This is a genomic window from uncultured Algibacter sp., from assembly GCF_963976535.1.
Taxonomy (GTDB): domain Bacteria; phylum Bacteroidota; class Bacteroidia; order Flavobacteriales; family Flavobacteriaceae; genus Algibacter_B.
In genome coordinates this window covers 92,599-112,336 of record NZ_CAXBLF010000001.1, presented here as the reverse complement: position 1 = coordinate 112,336, position 19,738 = coordinate 92,599, and the positions used below count along the sequence as shown (strand labels likewise).

Below are 19,738 nucleotides of genomic sequence, written 5' to 3'. Positions count from 1 at the left end.
CCCCTTCGGGGGCTAGGGGGCTTTCTTTTTTATTGAATGAATCCCGCACCAACCGTATTATTTGATTGCGGATCGATTAAAATGAACGACCCATTTGTTCTATGATTTTTGAACTGATCATAAAAAATAGGTTTGTTCAATTTGAATGTTACTGAAGCAATATCATTGATTGCCAAACCTGTTACATCCTTTTCAAAACCAGAATAGTCTGGATTAATTTTATGATTAATTCTATCTACTTTAGCCAACACTTTATTGACACCATGTTGCACTATATACTTCCCTCCCGCCGTTAGTCGATCTGAATCCATCCAACATACGTTTGCTGTAAATTGTTTATCAATTGTTGGCAAATCGCCTTCTTTAACAATCATGTCACCACGACTTACATTAATATCGTTTTCTAAAGTGATGGTTACAGACGAACGTCTAGATGCCGTTTCATACTTTTCATCATAGAAATAAATGTCTTTAATCTTTGATCTGGTTTTTGATGGCAAAACCATGATATCATCACCTACACTTAAATCGCCACCATATACCTTTCCGGCATAACCTCTATAATCATGAAAATCTTCCGTTTTAGGGCGAATAACATATTGAACAGGGAAACGCGGCGTACCAACATTGAAAATATCAGCTTTATCCAATTGCTCCAAATGCTCTAATAATGCCTCACCTTTGTACCAAGACATCTTGTCTGATTTATTAACTACGTTATCACCTTTTAAAGCACTAACGGGGATGAATGTGATTTTTTGATCCTGATAATCTCTTTTACTCATCAATTCAGAAAAATCAGCTTTGATTTTGTTGTAAATGTCTTCAGAATAACCAACTAAATCCATTTTATTAATCGCAACCACCACATCTTTAATTCTTAATAAATTATTAATAAAGAAGTGACGATTAGTTTGTTCAATAACACCTTTTCTAGCATCAATTAATATGATAGATGCTTGGGATGTTGAAGCTCCAGTAACCATGTTACGCGTATATTCTACGTGACCTGGTGTATCTGCAATAATGTAACTTTTCATTTTAGTTGAAAAATAGATGTGTGCTACATCGATAGTGATGCCTTGTTCTCTTTCTGCCACCAAACCATCAGTAGCTAACGAAAAATCTAAGTAATCATAACCACGTTGTTTACTTGTTTTTTCAATGGCTTCTAACTTATCTGTAGTTAATGATTTTGTGTCGTACAGAATACGTCCTATCAAGGTACTTTTTCCATCATCTACACTTCCTGCTGTTGCAATTTTTAATACTTCCATTCCTCTCCCTAACCCTCTCCAAAGGAGAGGGAGTTCTTTACAGGTTATATTTTAAAATTCGTTTTTATTCTTTTACTTTTTTATACCTACAAGGTTTTTGAAGCCTTACAGGATTACTATGCTCAAACTTGCTAATTCCCCTTTTGGGGCTTGGGGGCTTCTCTCTAGAAATACCCTTGTTGTTTCCGTTTTTCCATAGCTGACTCAGAGCGCTTATCGTCAATACGCGCACCACGTTCAGAAATTGTAGAATCTCTTATTTCTTCTACAACTTTAATAATTGTTGACGCCTCAGATAATACAGCAGCTGTACAACTCATATCTCCTACAGTTCTGAAACGCACCATTTCTTCAATAACCTTTTCGTTATCGTCTCTATAAACAATACAGTCTTCCGCGGACCAAATCATGCCATCTCTTAAAAACACTTTACGTTTATGAGCAAAATAAATGGATGGGATTTCAATGTTTTCCCTTTCTATATAAGACCAAACATCTAACTCTGTCCAGTTTGAAATTGGGAACACGCGTACATTTTGACCATGGTCAATATCACCATTCAACATATCAAATAATTCTGGACGTTGGTTTTTCTCATCCCATTGACCAAAATCATCACGTACTGAAAAAATTCGTTCTTTAGCTCTTGCTTTTTCTTCATCACGACGCGCTCCGCCAATAGCTGCATCAAATTTAAATTCTTCTAAGGCATCTAAAAGCGTGGTAGTTTGCAACATGTTTCTACTTGCGTAACGTCCAGATTCTTCTTTTACTTTTCCTTCATCAATAGAATCTTGAACGTTTCTAACAATTAATTCTAAACCTAATTCTTTGCATAAACGGTCTCTAAATTCAATAGTTTCTGGGAAATTATGCCCCGTATCAATATGCATTAGAGGAAATGGTACTTTTGCTGGATAGAAGGCTTTTACAGCTAATCTTACCAAAGTAATTGAATCTTTTCCTCCTGAAAACAACAACACTGGTTTGTCAAACTGTGCCGCTACTTCTCTCATGATGTATATCGCTTCGTTTTCAAGCGAATTAATATGTGATGTATCTTTCTTCATAAATAAGCCCCCTAACCCCCAAAAGGGGAACTCTTACTCGGGCGGGTTAAGAGTTTTGTTATTATTATTTTTACTTTCTTAATGGAATTTACTTCAAACTGCCTACTGCGACTGATAACTGCTTACTGATTATGCGTGTAATCCACACTCTCTATTTTCTAATGCTTTTGTTGGGTCGAAATATTTAAACTCGTTTGGCAAATTGTTTTCTTCTAAATAAGTATCTAATTTCTCATCAGACCAATAATAGAAAGGACTCACTTTTAAAACACCATCTTTACTTAAACTGAAAATACCGATGCTGTTTCTAAAGGCTGTTTGCCCTTGACGCAAATTTGTAAACCATACGTTTGGTTTATGTTCGTTCATAGCTCTTTTGAAAGGCTCAAGCTTTACTTGTTCTGTAAACAACCCATGCTCTGGAGCATCAACACTAGGAATTCCCATAACCACATCACGATGTGCCGACGTTTGTTTTGGCACGTATAAAAACACATTCAAGCTTAAATCTTTAATCACTTGTTCTGCATGTTTATAGGTTTGTGGTGTATTGTAACCTGTATCACACCAAACCACAGCAATATTAGCTTCTACTTTACTGACTGCATGTAAAATAGCTGCTTCATAAGGTCTGAAATTAGTTGTAACAACCGCTTTGTTATTAAGTTCAAAAGCCTTCTGTATAATTTCAGATGGCGTTGCTTTTTCAAAGCTTTTATTTAATTCTTGTATTTGACTATCTGTAAACATCATTCTATCTATTTATTTTCCCCACTTAATGGAATTCCAAAGGCGCTCGTGAAAAAAGTATAAAAACATTTTGGTTACTAACTCTATTCCTCCAATTGAAAATGCTAAGTCTAATTTCCCTGTAATTACCCAAGAAATCAAAATCGTATCTAAAGTTCCTATAGTTCTCCAACTAAGTGATTTTACTACACTTCTAATTGGTTTTTCATTTGTACTATCGGTTTTATAATTCGACTTCTCCTTTTCTTTTACTAACATTTGTGCAATCATTTGTAATTGTATTATATTAATCCTATCGATTTAGTAGGAATAGCAAAAATAAAACTTTTTATAACATAAAAAAGAGAATTATTAACTTTTTAGAATAATGGAAAATTTTAAGGATTAAGTGCGGATAATTCTTTTAAAAGCGACTTTATTTTGAGAAATCTTTATCCGTTTGTATTAGATAAATCCGCTAAAGTTGTATTTCTGAATACTTTAAGTGTGCTATCACGCACCTGTAACATGAGTTTATTGACGCTACATTTATCCTCATCAGGGCAATCATCACACTTTTCATAATAATTAAGACTTACACAAGGCACCATGGCAATTGGGCCTTCAAGTACACGCATTACATCGGTCATTTTAATTTCCGATGGTTCGCTTCTTAAATAGTAACCACCATGTTTTCCTTTTTTTGAACCTAAAATTCCAGATTTTCTTAAGGTAAGAAGAATACTTTCCAAAAACTTCTGCGGAATTTGCTCACTCTTTGCTATCACTGCAACTTGAATTGGAGAATCTCCTTCGCTTCTTGCAATGTAAGTGAGTGCTTTTAGTCCGTATTTTGTTTTTTTGGATAGCATGTTGCTAATATACTTAATTTAAAGCTTGCCCCAAATCGCCAATGATATCATCTACATGCTCCAGACCAACAGAAACCCTAACTAGTCCATCTGTAATATTAACTACTAACCTATCCGCTTCTGCTAAACTACTATGTGTTGTAGATGCAGGATGTGTTACAATGGTTCTTGTATCGCCTAAATTTGCTGATAGAGAACACATTTTTATGGCATTTAAAAAACTACGTCCTGCTTCAATACCGCCTTTAATTTCAAAAGCAACAATATTACCACCAAGTTTCATTTGCTTTTTAGCCACTTCATATTGCGGATGCGATTTTAAAAACGGGTATTTTACCCAATTCACTTTAGGATGTGCTTCCAAAAATTCTGCAACCTTAAGAGCATTTTCACAATGTCTATCCACTCTAACAGGAAGTGTTTCTAAACTTTTAGATAATGTCCATGCATTGAATGGCGATAATGCAGGTCCTGTGTTTCTAGCGAATAAGTAAATCTCTCTAATCAAATCAGCATTACCAACAGTTACACCACCTAAAACACGCCCTTGTCCATCCATTAATTTTGTAGCAGAATGAATCACTAAATGTGCACCATATTTAATAGGTTGTTGTAAATACGGTGTCGCAAAGCAATTGTCTATAATTAAAATTAAGTTGTGCTTTTTTGCAATGTCTCCTAACAACTCTAAATCGATAATATCAATCGCTGGATTTGTTGGAGATTCAGCATATAAAATTTTTGTTTTTGGTGTGATAAAACTTTCAATAGTTTCTGGTTCATTAATATTGAAATAACTTGTTGTGATATTCCATTTTGGTAAATATTTAGTAAACATAGTATGCGTTGAACCAAAGATTGAGCGCGCTGAAACAATATGATCGCCACTTTCTAATAAAGCAGCAAATGTTGAAAAAATTGCTGACATTCCGGTTGCAAAAGCGTAACCAGCTTCAGCGCCTTCCATTTTACAAACCTTATCTACAAACTCAGTGGTGTTAGGGTTTGTAAAACGGCTGTAAATATTACGCTCTTTTTCCTCAGTAAACGAAGCACGCATATCTTCAGCATCTTCAAACACAAAACTTGATGTTAAGTATAACGGACTGGTATGTTCTAAGTTTTTTGTACGCTCTAATTGGGTACGGATGGCTTCTGTTTCGAATTGTTTTTTACTCACTTTTACTATTTTTAATATTTTTTATTTTGGCATTCCCCTATCGGGTCGGGCTTTCCGTTCCAAGTCCTCGCACCTCCTACGTCGGGCTGTGGGCTTTCCTCTACAATCCCTAATGCACCTATCCGCTAAAGTCTGTAAACCTATACTTCCTATTTATTTGCTAGTCTAATCTACTAACAGGCCAGCGAGGTTTCAAAAACCTTGTAGGTCTAACTTACTTTTTTGAGACCTGTCAGGTTTTAAAAACCTGACAGGTCTCATTCGTAAGTTTAATTGATATGCTTTGACAACCTCAAAATATCTCCAAAAACACCTCTTGCTGTCACTTCTGCACCAGCCCCCGCGCCTTGAATAACTATAGGTTGTTCGCCATAAGATTCTGTAAATATTTCAAAAATAGCATCAGACCCTTTTACATGTCCCAAGGTACTGTCTTCTGGAATAGATACTAATTTTACTTCCAAATTTCCTTTGTCTTGTGATAAATCTCCAGATAAATCGCCAACATATCGTAACACATGTCCTGCTTTTTGGTCGTTTTTCAGCTTCTGATATTGGGCATCTAAAACTTCCAGTTGTGATAAAAACTCTTCAACTGAAATATCTCTGTATGCTTCAGGAATTAAATTTAAAACAGAAACATCTTCAAATTCATTTTGCAAATCTAACTCTCTTGCGAGAATTAACAGCTTTCTAGCCACATCGTTTCCTGAAAAATCTTCACGAGGATCTGGTTCCGTAAACCCTTTATCTACGGTTTCTTGAATAATTTCACTAAAGGGCTTGTCTTGCACTGAAAAATTATTGAATAAATAGCTTAAGGTACCCGAGAAAACTCCACGAATTCTAGTAATATTTTCACCAGATTCATGCAATAACTTAATGGTGTCAATCAATGGTAATCCAGCACCAACAGTAGTTTCGTATAAATATTCCTTATTGTTTTCTTTTAATTGCACTCTCAATTCCTTATAAAAATCATGTGAAATGGTATTCGCAATTTTGTTAGACGACACCAAATCAAAACCTGCTTCAACTAAAGGTATGTAATTTTTATAAAACACATTACTTGCTGTATTATCAACCGCAATTAAGTTTTCTAAATGGTGATTTTCAGCATAAATTATTATGTCGTCAATTGAACTTTCATAAGAACTTGATGCTATGGCATCTTCCCAATTCGCTTCAGCTCCATTCTTATCCAGCAACAACTTTCTAGAATTTGCTATCGCGAAAACATTCAAGTTAATGCCTTTACGTTTTTCAATATCGTTTTTCGACTTTAAAATCTGATTAATTAAAGCACCACCAACACCTCCATGACCAAAAATGGCAATGTTTATCTTTTTCGAAATCCCAAAAACCTCACCATGAATCACATTTACGGCTTTATGCAATTGAGATTTTTTAACCACTAAACTTACATTTTTACCCGTAACTGTATTATTGAAAAGCAATGGTGTGATTTGGTTTTTTATCAAGGCGTTAAACGGCTTATGAAATGAACTCAATTCAATCCCAATAATAGAAATTACCGCAACATCATCAATAACAGCAATCTTATTAACGTCTTGTGAATAGAAATCGTTTTCAAACTCACGCTCTAAAGCGATAACTGCTTGAGTTGCTTGGTCGGCATCAATAATCAATCCTATACCTCGTTCAGATGACCCTTGAGAAACAATGCTCACGCTAATTTCATATTTGCTTAATGCTCCAAAAATTCTAGCATCCACACCTATTTTACCTAGCAAACCTCGACCTTCTAAGTTAAGTAACGCCACGTTATCCAGAATAGACAACGATGTTACTTCTTTGTTGCTTGGTCTTGCCGTGATTAGCGTCCCTTCATCATCAGAATTAAAGGTATTTAAAATACGTAAATTGATATTCTTTTCAACTAAAGGGATAATGGTTTTTGCATGTAACACAGAAGTTCCAAAATTTGCTAACTCATTAGCTTCACTAAACGACAATTCTCTAATTTGTTTTGCATCTGGCACTAAAACTGGATCTGCCGTATATATTCCGCTAACATGCGTGTAGTTCTGTAATTCTTCCGCATCTAAAAAATTAGCCAATAACGCAGCTGTATAGTTGCTGCCATTTCTTCCTAAAGTAGTCGTTTCATTCTTCAAATTTGAAGCAATAAAACCTGAAACTACATTAACTACATCTTTATTTTTCTCGAAATAAGCTTTAATGTTTTCTTTAGAAAGTTTAGACAACGGTTGCGCATTACCAAAATTTTCATCCGTTTTTATTAACTGGCGAGCATCAGTTGCTTTAGCTTTTATTCCCTGAGCATTTAACAAACTTGATATCAACTTAATTGATAATAATTCACCTTGGGCTAAAATATTATCTTTGGTTTTTTTGCTAAAATCTCTTAACAAGCTCACCCCTTCAAAAAGGGTATCTAAAACTGAAAACTCTTCAGAAAAATCAATATTTTTTGAAGGTTCTTTTTGATATGCTTTGAAAGTATTTAAATCCTCCTGAAAAGGTTCGCCGTTTAATGCTTTGTTCAAAATAGCTTCTAAATCATCAGTCGCTGAACCTCGTGCAGAAACTACAACACTTATACGTTCTCCTGTGTCTATTTTATTTTTTATAATTGAAAGCACGGTCTCTAAGCCTTTTCCATTGGCTAAAGATTTACCTCCAAATTTTAATATTTTCATAGGTTTTCGTTTAGAATGTGGCACAAAAATGCCTTCTATAATTTTTTCAAGTTGTGCAAATTCCATCAAAAACGCATCATGTCCATGCACCGAATGAATTTCATTATATGTTACATTGGGATGCGTTAAAGCGAGTTGTTTGTGGGTTTCTCTGTTTTCTTCCGCAGTAAAAAACAAATCAGAATCCACGCCAATAATATGAATTTTAGCTTCTATATTTTCAAGTACATTAAAGTTGCTCGACCTCCCTTTAGTCACATCAATCGTTCTCAACAACTGATTCATTAACTTATATGCTGAAAGTTGAAACCGCTCTTGTAGTTTTTTGCCATGATGCAACAACCAACTTTCGACATTAAAAATCTCTAAATCGTCATTTTTTGAACGCTGAAAACGTTCCTTAAAAGATTCTGGTGTTCGGTAACACAACATAGCATGCATTCTAGCATCGTGTACTGGGTGTTTTGAATTCAACAGAAACTGTTCTTGAATTTGACAGTTAGCAATTAACCAATCAGTAGATTTCCAATCGGTTGCCACAACTATTAAATGCTCTGTAAAATCTGGTTGTAAGACTGCCATTTCCCAAGCAATTCCACCTCCTAATGAGCCTCCAATAGTAGCAAATAGCTTTTCTATTTTTAATGCTTTTAGACCAATTAAAAACAGATTAGCAATATCTCGAGCAACAAAGTCTTTATAATTATCAATAACGAATCCATCAAAACCATTACCTGGAATATTAAAGGCTAAAACGGTGTATAATTTGGTATCGATGACCTTATCATCCCCCACCAAATCTTCCCACCAACCATCATCTCCTGCCACATGACTATTTCCAGTTAATGCATGATTTACCAAGACAATTGGTGCCCTTCCTAGTGATTTACCAAATACTTGATAACTTAACTTAATTTCAGAGTTAAGTGCACCACTTTCTGTAGTGAAGTTTTTTATAATGGTATGTTCCAATGGGTGTTTCAAATGTTTCTTCTTTATGTAAGACCTGCGAGGTTTCAAAAACCTTGTAGGTCTATTTTACTTCTTTATTTTTAATAAATACCTACAAGGTTTTTGAAACCTTGCAGGATATACTAAATTGTTTTGAATGCTTGTGTTAAATCTGCCTTTAAATCTTCAATATCTTCAATTCCAACTGATAAACGAATTAAATCTCCAGATACTCCAGCCGAAGCTTGTTCCGCTTCATCTAATTGTTGATGAGTTGTACTTCCAGGATGGATAATAAGCGATTTTGTATCTCCAATATTAGCTAATAACGAGAATAATTTTGTGTTGTCTGCAATCTTTTTAGCGGCTTCAAAACCCCCTTTATGTCCAAAGGTTACAATACCACTTTGCCCTTTAGGTAAATATTTATCAGCTAATTTTTTGTATTTGCTGCTTTCTAAACCTGGATAATTAACCCAAGCTACTTCATCTTGAGCCTCCAACCATTTTGCCAATTCTAAAGCATTTTTACTGTGTTGCTTGATTCTTATTGGTAAGGTTTCTAAACCTTGAATAATGTTGAATGCATTTGTTGGACTTAAAGCGCCTCCAAAATCTCTTAAACCTTCAAGAATTAATTTGAATGTATATGCTGCTGCACCTAAAGCTTCATGATATTTCAACCCGTGATATCCAGCTGAAGGTTCTGTAAATTCAGGGAATTTCCCGTTTGCCCAATTAAAAGTACCAGCATCAATGATAGCACCACCTAAAGATGTTCCTTGCCCGCCAATATATTTGGTTAAAGAGTGTATAACAATGTTTGCACCATGTTTAATTGGGTTTAATAATGCTGGTGTAGCCACTGTATTATCAACTATAAAAGGAACTTCGGCTGTTTTGGAATGTTCTGCAATAGCTTCTAAATCTAAAACATCAAGTTTCGGATTTCCTAAAGATTCTACAAAAAACGCTCTGGTATTATCTTGTACGGCATCAGCAAAATTATCAGGATTTGAAGCATCTACAAACGTTGTTGTAATGCCGAATCTTGGTAAGGTTACACTCAACAAATTGTATGTGCCGCCGTATAAACTACTTGAAGCTACAATATGATCGCCAGCTTTTAATAAGGTTAATAATCCTGTTGCAATGGCAGCAGTTCCGGATGCAAAAACAACGGCTCCAATACCACCTTCTAAAGCAGCTAAACGCTCTTGTAAAATTTGGTTTGTTGGGTTGTTTAATCGGGTATAAATAAAGCCTAATTCTTGTAATGAAAATAGGTTTGCTGCATGATCTGAATCTTTAAACACATACGATGTTGTTTGATAAATTGGTACGGCACGTGTGCCTCCGTTTGCTTTTACGTCGTGTCCTGCATGTAATGCGTTTGTTGCTAATTTTAATGTACTCATTTTTCTAGTTTTTTAGGCCTCACCCAGAAATATTGAAAATATTTCTGACCTCTCCAAAGGAAAGGTAAAAGGCTATTGGTTAATAATAAATCGCTCCTTTCGAAGCGTACTTAATAGAAAAATATTAAAAAGAAATTATTCAAACTACAGTAAGTAATTTGTTTTGGTTATCTATCCAAAACCCGATAAATGAATCGGAATTTAAGTAGAATTTAGCACCTTCTTTAATAAGTTTAAAGGGTTGCTAAGGCTTCAACGGGTCTATCCCTCCACCTTTCTTGATAACATTCACGGAAATTTTTAAAAATAAATTTTTGCGTTACTTCAAAATTTAAAAATCCTCATTTAACATTGTAAACTGTGGTTTTAAAATTTATTGTGCCTTAAACTTTACATTTAAAACTTTTCCTTTTCAGTAAGTTTTTGAACTTTGTGAGTGCAAATATTGCAACAGAAAAGTTACAATTCCAAATTTTAGGTAAGATATTTTATTTTTTATTGAGTTTTGAATAATAAACGCTCTTTTTATAACAAAGATTAATAGTTAGTAATACTTATTTTCTTTCTATTCATTTTGCCTTGATGCAAAACGAACCAAAAAATCATATTGAAATGAGGAATTTTTCTTCCCGATAAAAATCGGGATGAAAATCAAAAATCAAATCTAAATTTTTTCCAAGGTTTCAAAAATTATCACGATTTTATTTTTCTATTTTGCATTTCAAAATTCAACTCTCTGAATTGATTAGGGGCTTTACTTTTTGGATGTTTTGAGTTTACTCTATTTATTTTTTTTATTAATTTAAAAACACACTATTTGATTGCGGATTGATTACTGCCAACTGCGGACTGGACTGCGTAAGGGATTGAACGGTCTGTCTGAGCTCCCGACTTTGGAGGAGCGAGTAGTGAAAGCGCGACCCTTGTGGTTACGCCAAAACAATTAATTTAAGAACTTGACGCTTTAAACTTATCTCTAATAATAAGCCCGATGGGTTTGTTCTGAATTTTAGACTCTAGCCATGAAATTATATCCAAATATAAAAAGGCGCGACTCTCATAAGGATCATCTTCAAACTCTTTCAGTTTTTTATGAAGTTTAATAAATTCGCCTTTTACTTCGTTTGGATAAATATCGCCTAAACCTTTTAAAAATTTGATAAATTCTTTTTGTACTTCATATAAATCTTCCATTTTAATTAAAAACTTATAGGTGCTTTTAATTAAAACTTCTAAATTGTAATCAAGTCCAGCTTCATAATGCGCTACAAGATTTAATATTCTTGAAAAACACAACAAATCCTCTCGCATTTGTAGTGATTTATTACTGATTATTTTTTCTAAAAAGTAGATGCATTTTTTATTATCACCAGCACCAAAATACATGCTTGCAATTTTGTAATAAAACACCATAATATGATGCTCGTCAATACGGTTTTTATAATTTTCTAAACGTTCTAAAACATCATCTACCAAGGGTAAACCGTCAACAAAACTACCTTCTATAAAATGCAAATTAAATTTGTTATTATAAATATACAGAAAGGCTAATCCATCAATATTATCATCTAAAGGAAACCATTTTTCTTTTGTAATAGCTTCTAGTCTGGACAAAGAAAATTTAAACTTTTCGTGCTTTCTAAGATAGAATAATGACTCCAATAAATAATGATTTCCTCTCAGGAAAAATACTGGATTTAGAACAATCATATCTTTATTTTCATAAAATAAATCCACCCATTTTGAAGCATATTTATAACAAGACAAAAAATCTTGTGTTAAAAAGCTATACCATAAATGTGCTTTGTATAGCCATAGTTTTTCTCTTGTTCCTAATTCATTGATGTTATATTTAGGGAGTCTTGCGTTAAAATAATCTGTAATTTTTTTTGTTTCAGCTTTATTTTTAACGTAGCCTGTTTTTAAAAACTGGCCGTACAACTGAAGTGATAAATTAGACAATTTACTAGCCAACACATTTTGTCTACTTAAATCTCTAGCTTGAATAGAAAGTTCATCGGCACGATTACTAAGACTTCTCGTAATGTATTGAGATTCAATAATCTTTTCAAGTTCTACAATTTCATAAGCTACATTTTTTTCTTCATGATTAATAGCTAAGGTTTTAGCTTTATCTAAAATTTTTAAACTTTGTTTATAAAGCCCTTTATGATATAAAATAGTGGCAAAATCTAATTGTTCTCGAATTTGAATTCGGATATCTTGATGCGATGGGTTTAATCGTAAACTAATTAAAATTTGTTTATACAAATGTGCCTTTAAGTTAGAAAGCTGCTGTTTCTTTACAATGCCCTTTTTTAGAATAACGGCTTCATCATAAACCGAAAGTTTATCAAGAATATTAAAAAGCATCAAGAATTTTGAGTCTTCATTTACGCCCAATCGGCCAACATAAAGCTTGAATTGTCTTTTTTCCGATTTAGACAACGATTTTATTAATACAAATAAATTATCTTTTTGCTCTTTCGTCATAGTCATAAAAACAGTATTATTAAACTGATTTTCAATTATTTAACCCAATACAAACCGAGTTAAACATCGTAAAATTTATATATGAAGTTCTGTATTTAATAAACCAAAATATACATTCGTATAAGAATACGAAAATATATTTTAATAAATGTCTGATAATAAAGTCCAAATTTTTGATACAACACTACGAGACGGCGAGCAAGTCCCGGGTTGTAAATTGAACACTGAGCAGAAATTAATTATTGCTGAACAGCTTGATTTATTGGGTGTAGATATTATTGAAGCTGGTTTTCCGGTGTCTAGTCCTGGAGATTTCAAATCGGTCGAAGAAATTTCTAAAATTGTAAAACATGCTACGGTTTGTGGGCTAACCCGTTCAGTAGAAAATGATATAAAAGTAGCTGGAGAAGCTTTAAAATACGCTAAAACTCCAAGAATCCACACAGGTATTGGAACATCAGATTCTCATATAAAATTCAAATTCAAATCGACACAAGAAGCTATTATTGAACGTGCTGTTAAAGCAGTAAGTTATGCCAAAACTTTTGTTGAGGATGTTGAGTTTTATGCCGAGGATGCCGGTAGAACAGATAACGAATATTTAGCCCGGATATGTGAAGCAGTTATTAAAGCTGGAGCAACGGTTTTAAATATTCCGGATACAACAGGATACTGCCTTCCACATGAATATGGAGCAAAAATTAAGTATTTGAAAGAAAATGTAAAAGGTATTGACAGAGCTATTTTATCGTGTCATTGCCATAACGATTTAGGTTTGGCTACAGCAAACTCTATTGAAGGTGTTATTAATGGCGCACGTCAAATTGAATGTACCATTAATGGTATTGGAGAGCGCGCAGGAAACACAGCGCTAGAAGAGGTCGTTATGATTTTAAAGCAACACCCTTACTTAAATCTTGATACAAGCATTAAAACTGAAATGCTATATGGTATGAGCCAATTAGTGTCAGATAGTATGGGTATTTACACTCAGCCAAACAAAGCTATTGTTGGTGCAAATGCTTTTGCGCACAGTTCTGGAATTCATCAAGATGGCGTGATTAAAAATCGTGAAACATACGAAATTATGGATCCTAAGGCTGTTGGTGTAACAGATTCTGCTATTGTGTTAACTGCAAGAAGCGGTAGAGCTGCATTAGCCTATAGAGCAAAAAAAGTTGGATACGAATTAACGAAACTTCAATTGGATGTCATCTATACAAATTTTCTAGATTTCGCGGATATGAAAAAGGAAGTTGATGATAGTGATATCCATCAAATTATAGAAACCAGCAAAATATATAACGAGATTATTTCGGCTTAATTGAAATAGATTCCCGCCGTAGTTTATCTTGAATGATAGTCGAAAGTCGGAATGACAAAAAAGTTAAATTGATGAAATTAAATATTGCCGTTTTACCAGGTGATGGTATAGGACCAGAAGTTATAGCACAAGCCGTCAAGGTTTTGAAAGCTATAGCCTTGGAATTTAATCACATATTTACGTTTCAAAAAGCATTGGTTGGTGCCAGTGCTATAGATAAAACAGGAAACCCATTGCCAGAAGAAACCATTAGCATCTGCAAAAAAGCAGATGCTGTTTTATTTGGGGCTATTGGAGATATAAAATATGATGAAGATCCTGATGCAAAAATACGCCCTGAACAAGGACTTTTAGGCATTCGTAAAGAACTAGGCTTATCTACCAACATAAGACCAATCATTGCTTACGAAGATTTACTAAACAAATCTTCATTAAAAGTTAAGCAAATAAAAGATACTAATATTCTTATATATCGTGAATTAACTGGTGGTATTTACTTTGGAAAAAGACACCTAAGTAAAGATGGCAATACAGCATCAGACACTTGCGAATATAACCGTTTCGAAATTGAGCGTATTGCGCACTTAGCCTTTAAAGCAGCGCAATCTAGAAAACGCAAACTAACCTTAGTCGATAAGGCAAATGTATTGGAAACCTCGCGACTTTGGAGACGCATTGTAAAAGAAATAGCGCCACAATATCCTAATGTTAGAGTTCAATACATGTATATTGATAATGCTGCCATGGAGCTTATTATTCATCCACGACAGTTTGATGTTATATTAACCGAAAACATGTTTGGCGATATCCTATCAGAAGAAGCCAGCGTTATTGTTGGGTCTATTGGCTTATTGGCATCCGCATCTATTGGCGATAAACATGCCATGTTCGAACCCATTCATGGGGCATACACTAAGGCCGCAAACAAAGGTATTGCAAACCCTATTGCGTCTATTTTATCTGCAGCTATGTTGCTAGATCATTTTGGACTCGACGAAGAAGCAGCCCTAGTAAGAGAAGGAGTCGACAAGGCCTTAAAACTGCATATTACCACACCCGATTTAAATAACAAATACGACAATATTAGCACCACAAAAGTGGGCGATTTTATAGAAGATTTTATTCAAAATCCAGAAGAAACAAACTTAAACTTTACTAACATACATTTAGGACAGTCCACAATTATTTGATTATTTGAGTTAGTCACCAAAATTAATATATTGGGATTCTTAGAAGCGCATTTACTTAAATGCGCTTTTTTAATATGTGTTATTGAGATTTATTTGGGCGTTACCCCAATCCCAATAACTATCGGGAGGGGTCGGGCTTTACATTACAATCTTTTTGCTCGTGCCTCACAAAAAGGATTTCCATTGCAATCTCTAACGCGGAAAAGTGAAATCAGGATTAATATATGAGGATTACTATAAAAGTACTTACGTGAAAAATTAATGGGTTTTTGCTTGTTTTTTACCACGGTACTTTGTTACCTGCTGGCTTTTATTCTCAAGTATAATAGTTTATTAAAAATATTGAACTAAAATATACCCAAAATATTGAAAACAAAATATGTATTGAGGTTTCAAGTTTTTTACCTTTCCAAAGGTCAGTTGAATATCCAAAGAATTGTATATAAAGTCGAACAGTCCAGAATATTCCAAGTCCGAGAGATATTTTTTTTCCAAGAATAGTTTCAATTAGTTCGTTTGATGATGTCAAACAAAGTAAGCCCATAAGAAATACCGTAAACGCAATAAAAAACGTATGTACAGTCATCATTTGACGATTTATTAAACTCAAAGATTTAAGCTCTTTGTTCCAGTTAAAATACTTCGGAAAGATAATATGAACTAATGCTAAAGCAATTAAAAGAATCCCAATTATAATTAAATGAATTTGCATTTATGGACAGCTATTAAAGATTGACATAAAAGGCGTGAACTTTTGTTCAGTAAATGTTTTGAAACCAGCCTCCTTAAAAGCATTTCTCCAGGTTTTCATTGAAAAGAAATGAGTAAATCCAACTGAAAATGCTACAAAGTTTGAGAAATCTCTCAAATGCTCAATCATTATTACGTTAGCATTTGATTTACAAACTCGATGACATTCCTTTAAAAACTGAATTTTTTCGTTTTGAGAACGAATTTCGTGTGCAGCTGAAAGTAAAAAAATCAAATCGACTGAATCGTCTTTTAATGGAATCGTGCTTGAAATAATTTGTTGTGTATTTGGATAAACTAAACTCACTTTTCTTGCTCTTATAATAGCTAGTTCAGTATGTTGCTTTGCATTATAAAAATCAAATACTTTTAAATTGGATTTAGGGAAATAGTTTTTGATTATAAAGCTTGTTTCATCAAAGCCTGCATTAATATTTAAAATTTGTTTGTCTTGGGAATCGGTCAGATTAAAATTTTTCAACCAGTTGAATTTATAATAGCCCGAAAAATCATATACATAAGCAGAAATAATTAAAGGCATTATTAAACCATATAAGAAAGCCAAAATTACAATCCAAAACAATAGATTTGACCAACTAAATATCAAATAACTTATAATTATTATAGTTAACGCTATTAAGCCAAACACATAAAAGTGCCTATTGAAGCTCAAAATATTTAATACTCCTTGAAATTTTCGCCTTTTTATTTCCATAAATCAATTTTACCTTTTTTCCACTGATACGGAATATTTCTAATTACAAAGGCATTTGCCAATACAGGATTTTGAAGTTTTATTGTATCCAAGAACTCAAATTTGTAATCAATCACTTTCACAGGACTTGGTGTCCAGTTTTGTCTTACTCCTTCAATGATTAAAACTTCTTTGGTTTCTTTATTGTAGGTGAAAGTAAAAGGTAATGGTCCTGCATATCTTCTTGCTTCTTTCCAGTCAGCAAATGGGGAATTTTCCGGTAAAGAAACTTCTTGTTCTGCTTGGTCTAATGTAAGCTTAAAGTTTGATTTAATTGAAGATAATTCTTTTGTTCCGTCTGTTTCAGATTGGTTAATATCAGTTGTTGTATAGTTGTAATGGGTAAATAAGTTGCCCATTAATTCCATTTTCTTTTTATCAGTTTCAGATTTTAAAATGTACAAACCACGTAAGTTTTTCCCTGTACTTGAAGTGTAACGTACAAAAACACGATAACCAATTAAAAAAAAGTTGTTGCCCATAAATTTAGGAAATCCTTTTGGTTTTAATTCTTTTGTTTGAATCATTGCAACTGCCACAAATGCCCATTTGTCTTGAAATGTATCAAGTTGTAAACATTCGGGAATTAGATTTTGTAGTTGCTCTTTTGGTACAGCAAAAGTCAAAACTGTTGAGCTTTCAAAAAATGATTCTACCGCAAAAGGATGATTTTTTAGGAATGAAAGCATATCAAGTTTGTTGAGTTATTTTTTTGTTCAAATAAAATTCGTTGAAATAGACAACCAGTATAAATAGAAGGGCAAACAAAGAATTTAGTTTTCCCCAAAGTAATAAGTCTGGAACGAGAATAAATTCTAAAGTGTTCATTAATCCAACTATTGCGATTTGAGCTATTGCATTTAATTTTGACTTGAATTTACTTAAAACCCAAATAGCCATTAAGATTTCTGACAGTCCAATTAAAATTGTTAAAACTCTAGAATAATCATCTCCTAAAATTCGGGTAACAATTTGATCGTGTCTAGGCACCAAATTTAACACTTTGCAAAATAGTCCGTTTACAATCCAAACTGTTGCGATGCAAAAGGTCAGGATTTTGTAAATTTTTCTAATTTTCATTGTTTAGTAGGATTTTTTTTAGCTTGCAGGTAAAACAAAGATAAAGTTCCGTTTCAATACTGAAACAAGTTCAGCACAGGTGAACTTTATCGATTGTCAAACGAAGTTAGTGAAAAATTTCATAAAGTCAAGTAAATTCTTACTCTGAAAACTTAGCTCTAATCTCATCTAAACACAAATTATGAATACTCCTAGCATGCGTACGGTTTCGTTGCATGAAAATTAGATTTCACTAATAATTTAATACATAAAAAAACGAGTTAGTTTTTACAACTAACTCGTTTTTACTAGTTAACTTTCGTTTAAAATATTTATGCAACTACACCTAACTTTTGTTTAACTTTATTGTTTTTAGTTTTAACTTCAAATTGATTTGACGTATTTTTTTCGCCTCCAGCCTTTAACGCTTTATCACCAGCAAAAAATGTTTTATGATCATCACCAAGATCAGAACCTGCCATTCTTTGGTGTTTAACACAAGAAACACCTTTACGAATTTCTTGTCTTTGAACGCCTTTAACATAGGCTAACATGCCTTCTTCTCCAAAATAACCTTCCGTAAGATCGTTCATGTGAAGCGCTGTTGTATGATATGTTGGTAATGTAATTAAGTGATGAAAAATTCCAGCTTCTCTTGCTCCATCACTTTGGAATGTTTTAATTTTCTTATCTGCACGATGGCATAATTCCGAACCGTCATATTGTGCATCCATTAAATTATTCCTATCATAAGCAGTCATATTTTCGCCTTCCGCAAGCATTTCCTCATATACTTGACTACGGAAACTTAATGTCCAGTTGAATGATGGTGAATTATTATAAACCAATTTAGCATTTGGCACTACTTCTTTAACTCTATTTACCATGTTAGCAATTTGCTGAACATTTGGAGTTGGAGTTTCTATCCATAGTAAGTCTGCCCCATTCTGAAGACTTGTAATACAATCTAGAACTACTCTATCTATGTTTGAGCCATCTTTAAATCTATATAAACCATTAGATAGTCTTATTGGTCTAACCAATTTGCCATCTCTCTTTATTAAAACATCGTCTTCTTTAGCATCTTCAATAGCAATCTCGTCAGCATCTACAAATGCTAAATATTGAGACGCTAAATCTCCTGGTTCTTGACTTACCGGTAGCTTTTGGGTAAGACCAGCACCTTCAGAATCTGTTCTTGCAACTATAATTCCATCATCTACACCCAATTCTAAGAACGCATATCTAACAGCATTCAGTTTCGCTATAAAATCTTCATGAGGCACAGTAACTTTACCATCTTGATGTCCACACTGTTTAGCGTCTGATACTTGATTTTCAATTTGAATAGCACAAGCTCCGGCTTTAATCATTTTTTTTGCCAATAAATAAGTAGCCTCTTCATTCCCAAAACCAGCATCAATATCTGCTATAATTGGAACTACATGTGTTTCAAAATTATCTATTTCATCTTGCACATCTTCTCCGTTTTCAAGTCTTCTAAATAAATCATTCAACTCTATAGCATCAGCTTGACGTAAAAAATCATAAATTTCTTCAATAAGTCCAGAAACAGCCGTTTTTTCGTGCATAGATTGATCTGGTAATGGTCCAAATTCAGAACGCAACGCTGCTACCATCCACCCCGAAAGATATAAATACCTTTTACTGGTTGTCTTGTGGTGTTTTTTTATAGCAATCATTTTTTGTTGCGCCAAAAACCCATGCCAGCAACCTAAAGATTGTGTGTAGTTAGATGAGTCGGCATCGTATTCTGCCATATCTTCCCTCATAATACCAGCAGTATATTTAGCGATATCTAAGCCCGTTTTAAATCGATTCTGAGCCACCATTCTAGCAGCGTTTTCAGAGTTAATAGCCTTCCAAGTATTTCCATACTTTACTTTTAGATTTCTTATAGTTTCTAATGCAGAGCCATAATTAGTTTGTGCTAAATTTTTCATAATTTTGATTTTCGTTATTAAAA

The 19,738-nt window shown here is 33.6% G+C and carries 15 protein-coding genes and 1 riboswitch; of the genes, 2 read left to right on the top strand and 13 right to left on the bottom strand.

Going from position 1 to position 19,738, the window contains the following annotated elements:
- Positions 1-29: 29 nt before the first annotated feature.
- The 9 genes from AAC024_RS00480 to AAC024_RS00440 form a co-directional block, all read right to left on the bottom strand.
- Positions 30-1,277 carry a GTP-binding protein gene (locus tag AAC024_RS00480; RefSeq protein WP_339893139.1) on the bottom strand — a complete coding sequence of 416 codons (1,248 nt, stop codon included), beginning with the start codon at positions 1,275-1,277 and terminating at the stop codon, positions 30-32.
- 164 nt (positions 1,278-1,441) lie between these two features.
- Positions 1,442-2,347 (bottom strand): sulfate adenylyltransferase subunit CysD, encoded by a 906-nt coding sequence (cysD, locus tag AAC024_RS00475; protein ID WP_339893138.1) that lies wholly within the window; start codon positions 2,345-2,347, stop codon positions 1,442-1,444.
- Between the two features lie 129 nt (positions 2,348-2,476).
- Complete coding sequence (locus tag AAC024_RS00470; RefSeq protein WP_339893136.1) at positions 2,477-3,100, bottom strand: phosphoadenosine phosphosulfate reductase family protein; 624 nt, start codon at positions 3,098-3,100, stop codon at positions 2,477-2,479.
- Positions 3,101-3,109: 9 nt separating this feature from the next.
- Positions 3,110-3,367, bottom strand: coding sequence for a DUF2061 domain-containing protein (locus tag AAC024_RS00465; RefSeq protein WP_339893135.1), 258 nt, complete (start codon positions 3,365-3,367; stop codon positions 3,110-3,112).
- A 161-nt stretch (positions 3,368-3,528) separates the two neighbouring features.
- On the bottom strand, positions 3,529-3,948 hold the full coding sequence (locus tag AAC024_RS00460; protein ID WP_339893134.1) for an Rrf2 family transcriptional regulator: 420 nt from the start codon (positions 3,946-3,948) through the stop codon (positions 3,529-3,531).
- Positions 3,949-3,961: 13 nt separating this feature from the next.
- Positions 3,962-5,128 carry an aminotransferase class I/II-fold pyridoxal phosphate-dependent enzyme gene (locus tag AAC024_RS00455; RefSeq protein ID WP_339893133.1) on the bottom strand — a complete coding sequence of 389 codons (1,167 nt, stop codon included), beginning with the start codon at positions 5,126-5,128 and terminating at the stop codon, positions 3,962-3,964.
- 269 nt (positions 5,129-5,397) lie between these two features.
- On the bottom strand, positions 5,398-8,796 hold the full coding sequence (gene thrA / locus AAC024_RS00450; protein ID WP_339893131.1) for a bifunctional aspartate kinase/homoserine dehydrogenase I: 3,399 nt from the start codon (positions 8,794-8,796) through the stop codon (positions 5,398-5,400).
- Positions 8,797-8,906: 110 nt separating this feature from the next.
- Positions 8,907-10,181: an O-acetylhomoserine aminocarboxypropyltransferase/cysteine synthase family protein gene (locus AAC024_RS00445; RefSeq protein ID WP_339893130.1), complete on the bottom strand. Its 1,275-nt coding sequence runs from the start codon at positions 10,179-10,181 to the stop codon at positions 8,907-8,909.
- Between the two features lie 164 nt (positions 10,182-10,345).
- Positions 10,346-10,469, bottom strand: a riboswitch (SAM riboswitch).
- Positions 10,470-11,129: 660 nt separating this feature from the next.
- Entirely contained in the window at positions 11,130-12,674 is a 1,545-nt protein-coding gene (locus AAC024_RS00440) for a hypothetical protein (protein WP_339893249.1), read from the bottom strand.
- Between the two features lie 148 nt (positions 12,675-12,822).
- Between AAC024_RS00440 and AAC024_RS00435 the strand changes: the two genes are divergently transcribed.
- Positions 12,823-13,998, top strand: a complete 1,176-nt coding sequence (locus tag AAC024_RS00435) for a 2-isopropylmalate synthase (RefSeq protein WP_339893129.1) — start codon at positions 12,823-12,825, stop codon at positions 13,996-13,998.
- A 71-nt stretch (positions 13,999-14,069) separates the two neighbouring features.
- Positions 14,070-15,188 carry a 3-isopropylmalate dehydrogenase gene (leuB, locus tag AAC024_RS00430; protein ID WP_339893128.1) on the top strand — a complete coding sequence of 373 codons (1,119 nt, stop codon included), beginning with the start codon at positions 14,070-14,072 and terminating at the stop codon, positions 15,186-15,188.
- Positions 15,189-15,900: 712 nt separating this feature from the next.
- On the opposite strand, the gene AAC024_RS00425 is transcribed toward leuB, so the two are convergent.
- The 4 genes from AAC024_RS00425 to AAC024_RS00410 all read right to left on the bottom strand — a co-directional run bounded on the left by AAC024_RS00425 (position 15,901) and on the right by AAC024_RS00410 (position 19,715).
- A complete protein-coding gene (locus AAC024_RS00425; RefSeq protein ID WP_339893127.1) occupies positions 15,901-16,479 on the bottom strand; it encodes a methyltransferase domain-containing protein in 579 nt (192 codons plus the stop codon).
- Between the two features lie 164 nt (positions 16,480-16,643).
- The gene (locus tag AAC024_RS00420) at positions 16,644-17,381 is read right to left on the bottom strand and encodes a DUF2071 domain-containing protein (protein WP_339893125.1); all 738 of its coding nucleotides are present in this window, start codon (positions 17,379-17,381) and stop codon (positions 16,644-16,646) included.
- Between the two features lies 1 nt (position 17,382).
- A complete protein-coding gene (locus tag AAC024_RS00415; protein WP_339893124.1) occupies positions 17,383-17,772 on the bottom strand; it encodes a DoxX-like family protein in 390 nt (129 codons plus the stop codon).
- A gap of 311 nt (positions 17,773-18,083) precedes the next feature.
- Positions 18,084-19,715 (bottom strand): isocitrate lyase, encoded by a 1,632-nt coding sequence (locus AAC024_RS00410; RefSeq protein WP_339893123.1) that lies wholly within the window; start codon positions 19,713-19,715, stop codon positions 18,084-18,086.
- Positions 19,716-19,738 lie beyond the last annotated feature (23 nt).

What these genes read in the sequence shown, in the direction of transcription:
- AAC024_RS00480 (WP_339893139.1), bottom strand. Translation starts at nt 1,277, where the DNA reads ATGGAAGTATTAAAAATTGCAACAGCAGGAAGTGTAGATGATGGAAAA.
- cysD (WP_339893138.1), bottom strand. Translation starts at nt 2,347, where the DNA reads ATGAAGAAAGATACATCACATATTAATTCGCTTGAAAACGAAGCGATA.
- AAC024_RS00470 (WP_339893136.1), bottom strand. Translation starts at nt 3,100, where the DNA reads ATGATGTTTACAGATAGTCAAATACAAGAATTAAATAAAAGCTTTGAA.
- AAC024_RS00465 (WP_339893135.1), bottom strand. Translation starts at nt 3,367, where the DNA reads ATGATTGCACAAATGTTAGTAAAAGAAAAGGAGAAGTCGAATTATAAA.
- AAC024_RS00460 (WP_339893134.1), bottom strand. Translation starts at nt 3,948, where the DNA reads ATGCTATCCAAAAAAACAAAATACGGACTAAAAGCACTCACTTACATT.
- AAC024_RS00445 (WP_339893130.1), bottom strand. Translation starts at nt 10,181, where the DNA reads ATGAGTACATTAAAATTAGCAACAAACGCATTACATGCAGGACACGAC.
- AAC024_RS00440 (WP_339893249.1), bottom strand. Translation starts at nt 12,674, where the DNA reads ATGACGAAAGAGCAAAAAGATAATTTATTTGTATTAATAAAATCGTTG.
- AAC024_RS00435 (WP_339893129.1), top strand. Translation starts at nt 12,823, where the DNA reads ATGTCTGATAATAAAGTCCAAATTTTTGATACAACACTACGAGACGGC.
- leuB (WP_339893128.1), top strand. Translation starts at nt 14,070, where the DNA reads ATGAAATTAAATATTGCCGTTTTACCAGGTGATGGTATAGGACCAGAA.
- AAC024_RS00425 (WP_339893127.1), bottom strand. Translation starts at nt 16,479, where the DNA reads ATGCCTTTAATTATTTCTGCTTATGTATATGATTTTTCGGGCTATTAT.
- AAC024_RS00420 (WP_339893125.1), bottom strand. Translation starts at nt 17,381, where the DNA reads ATGCTTTCATTCCTAAAAAATCATCCTTTTGCGGTAGAATCATTTTTT.
- AAC024_RS00415 (WP_339893124.1), bottom strand. Translation starts at nt 17,772, where the DNA reads ATGAAAATTAGAAAAATTTACAAAATCCTGACCTTTTGCATCGCAACA.
- AAC024_RS00410 (WP_339893123.1), bottom strand. Translation starts at nt 19,715, where the DNA reads ATGAAAAATTTAGCACAAACTAATTATGGCTCTGCATTAGAAACTATA.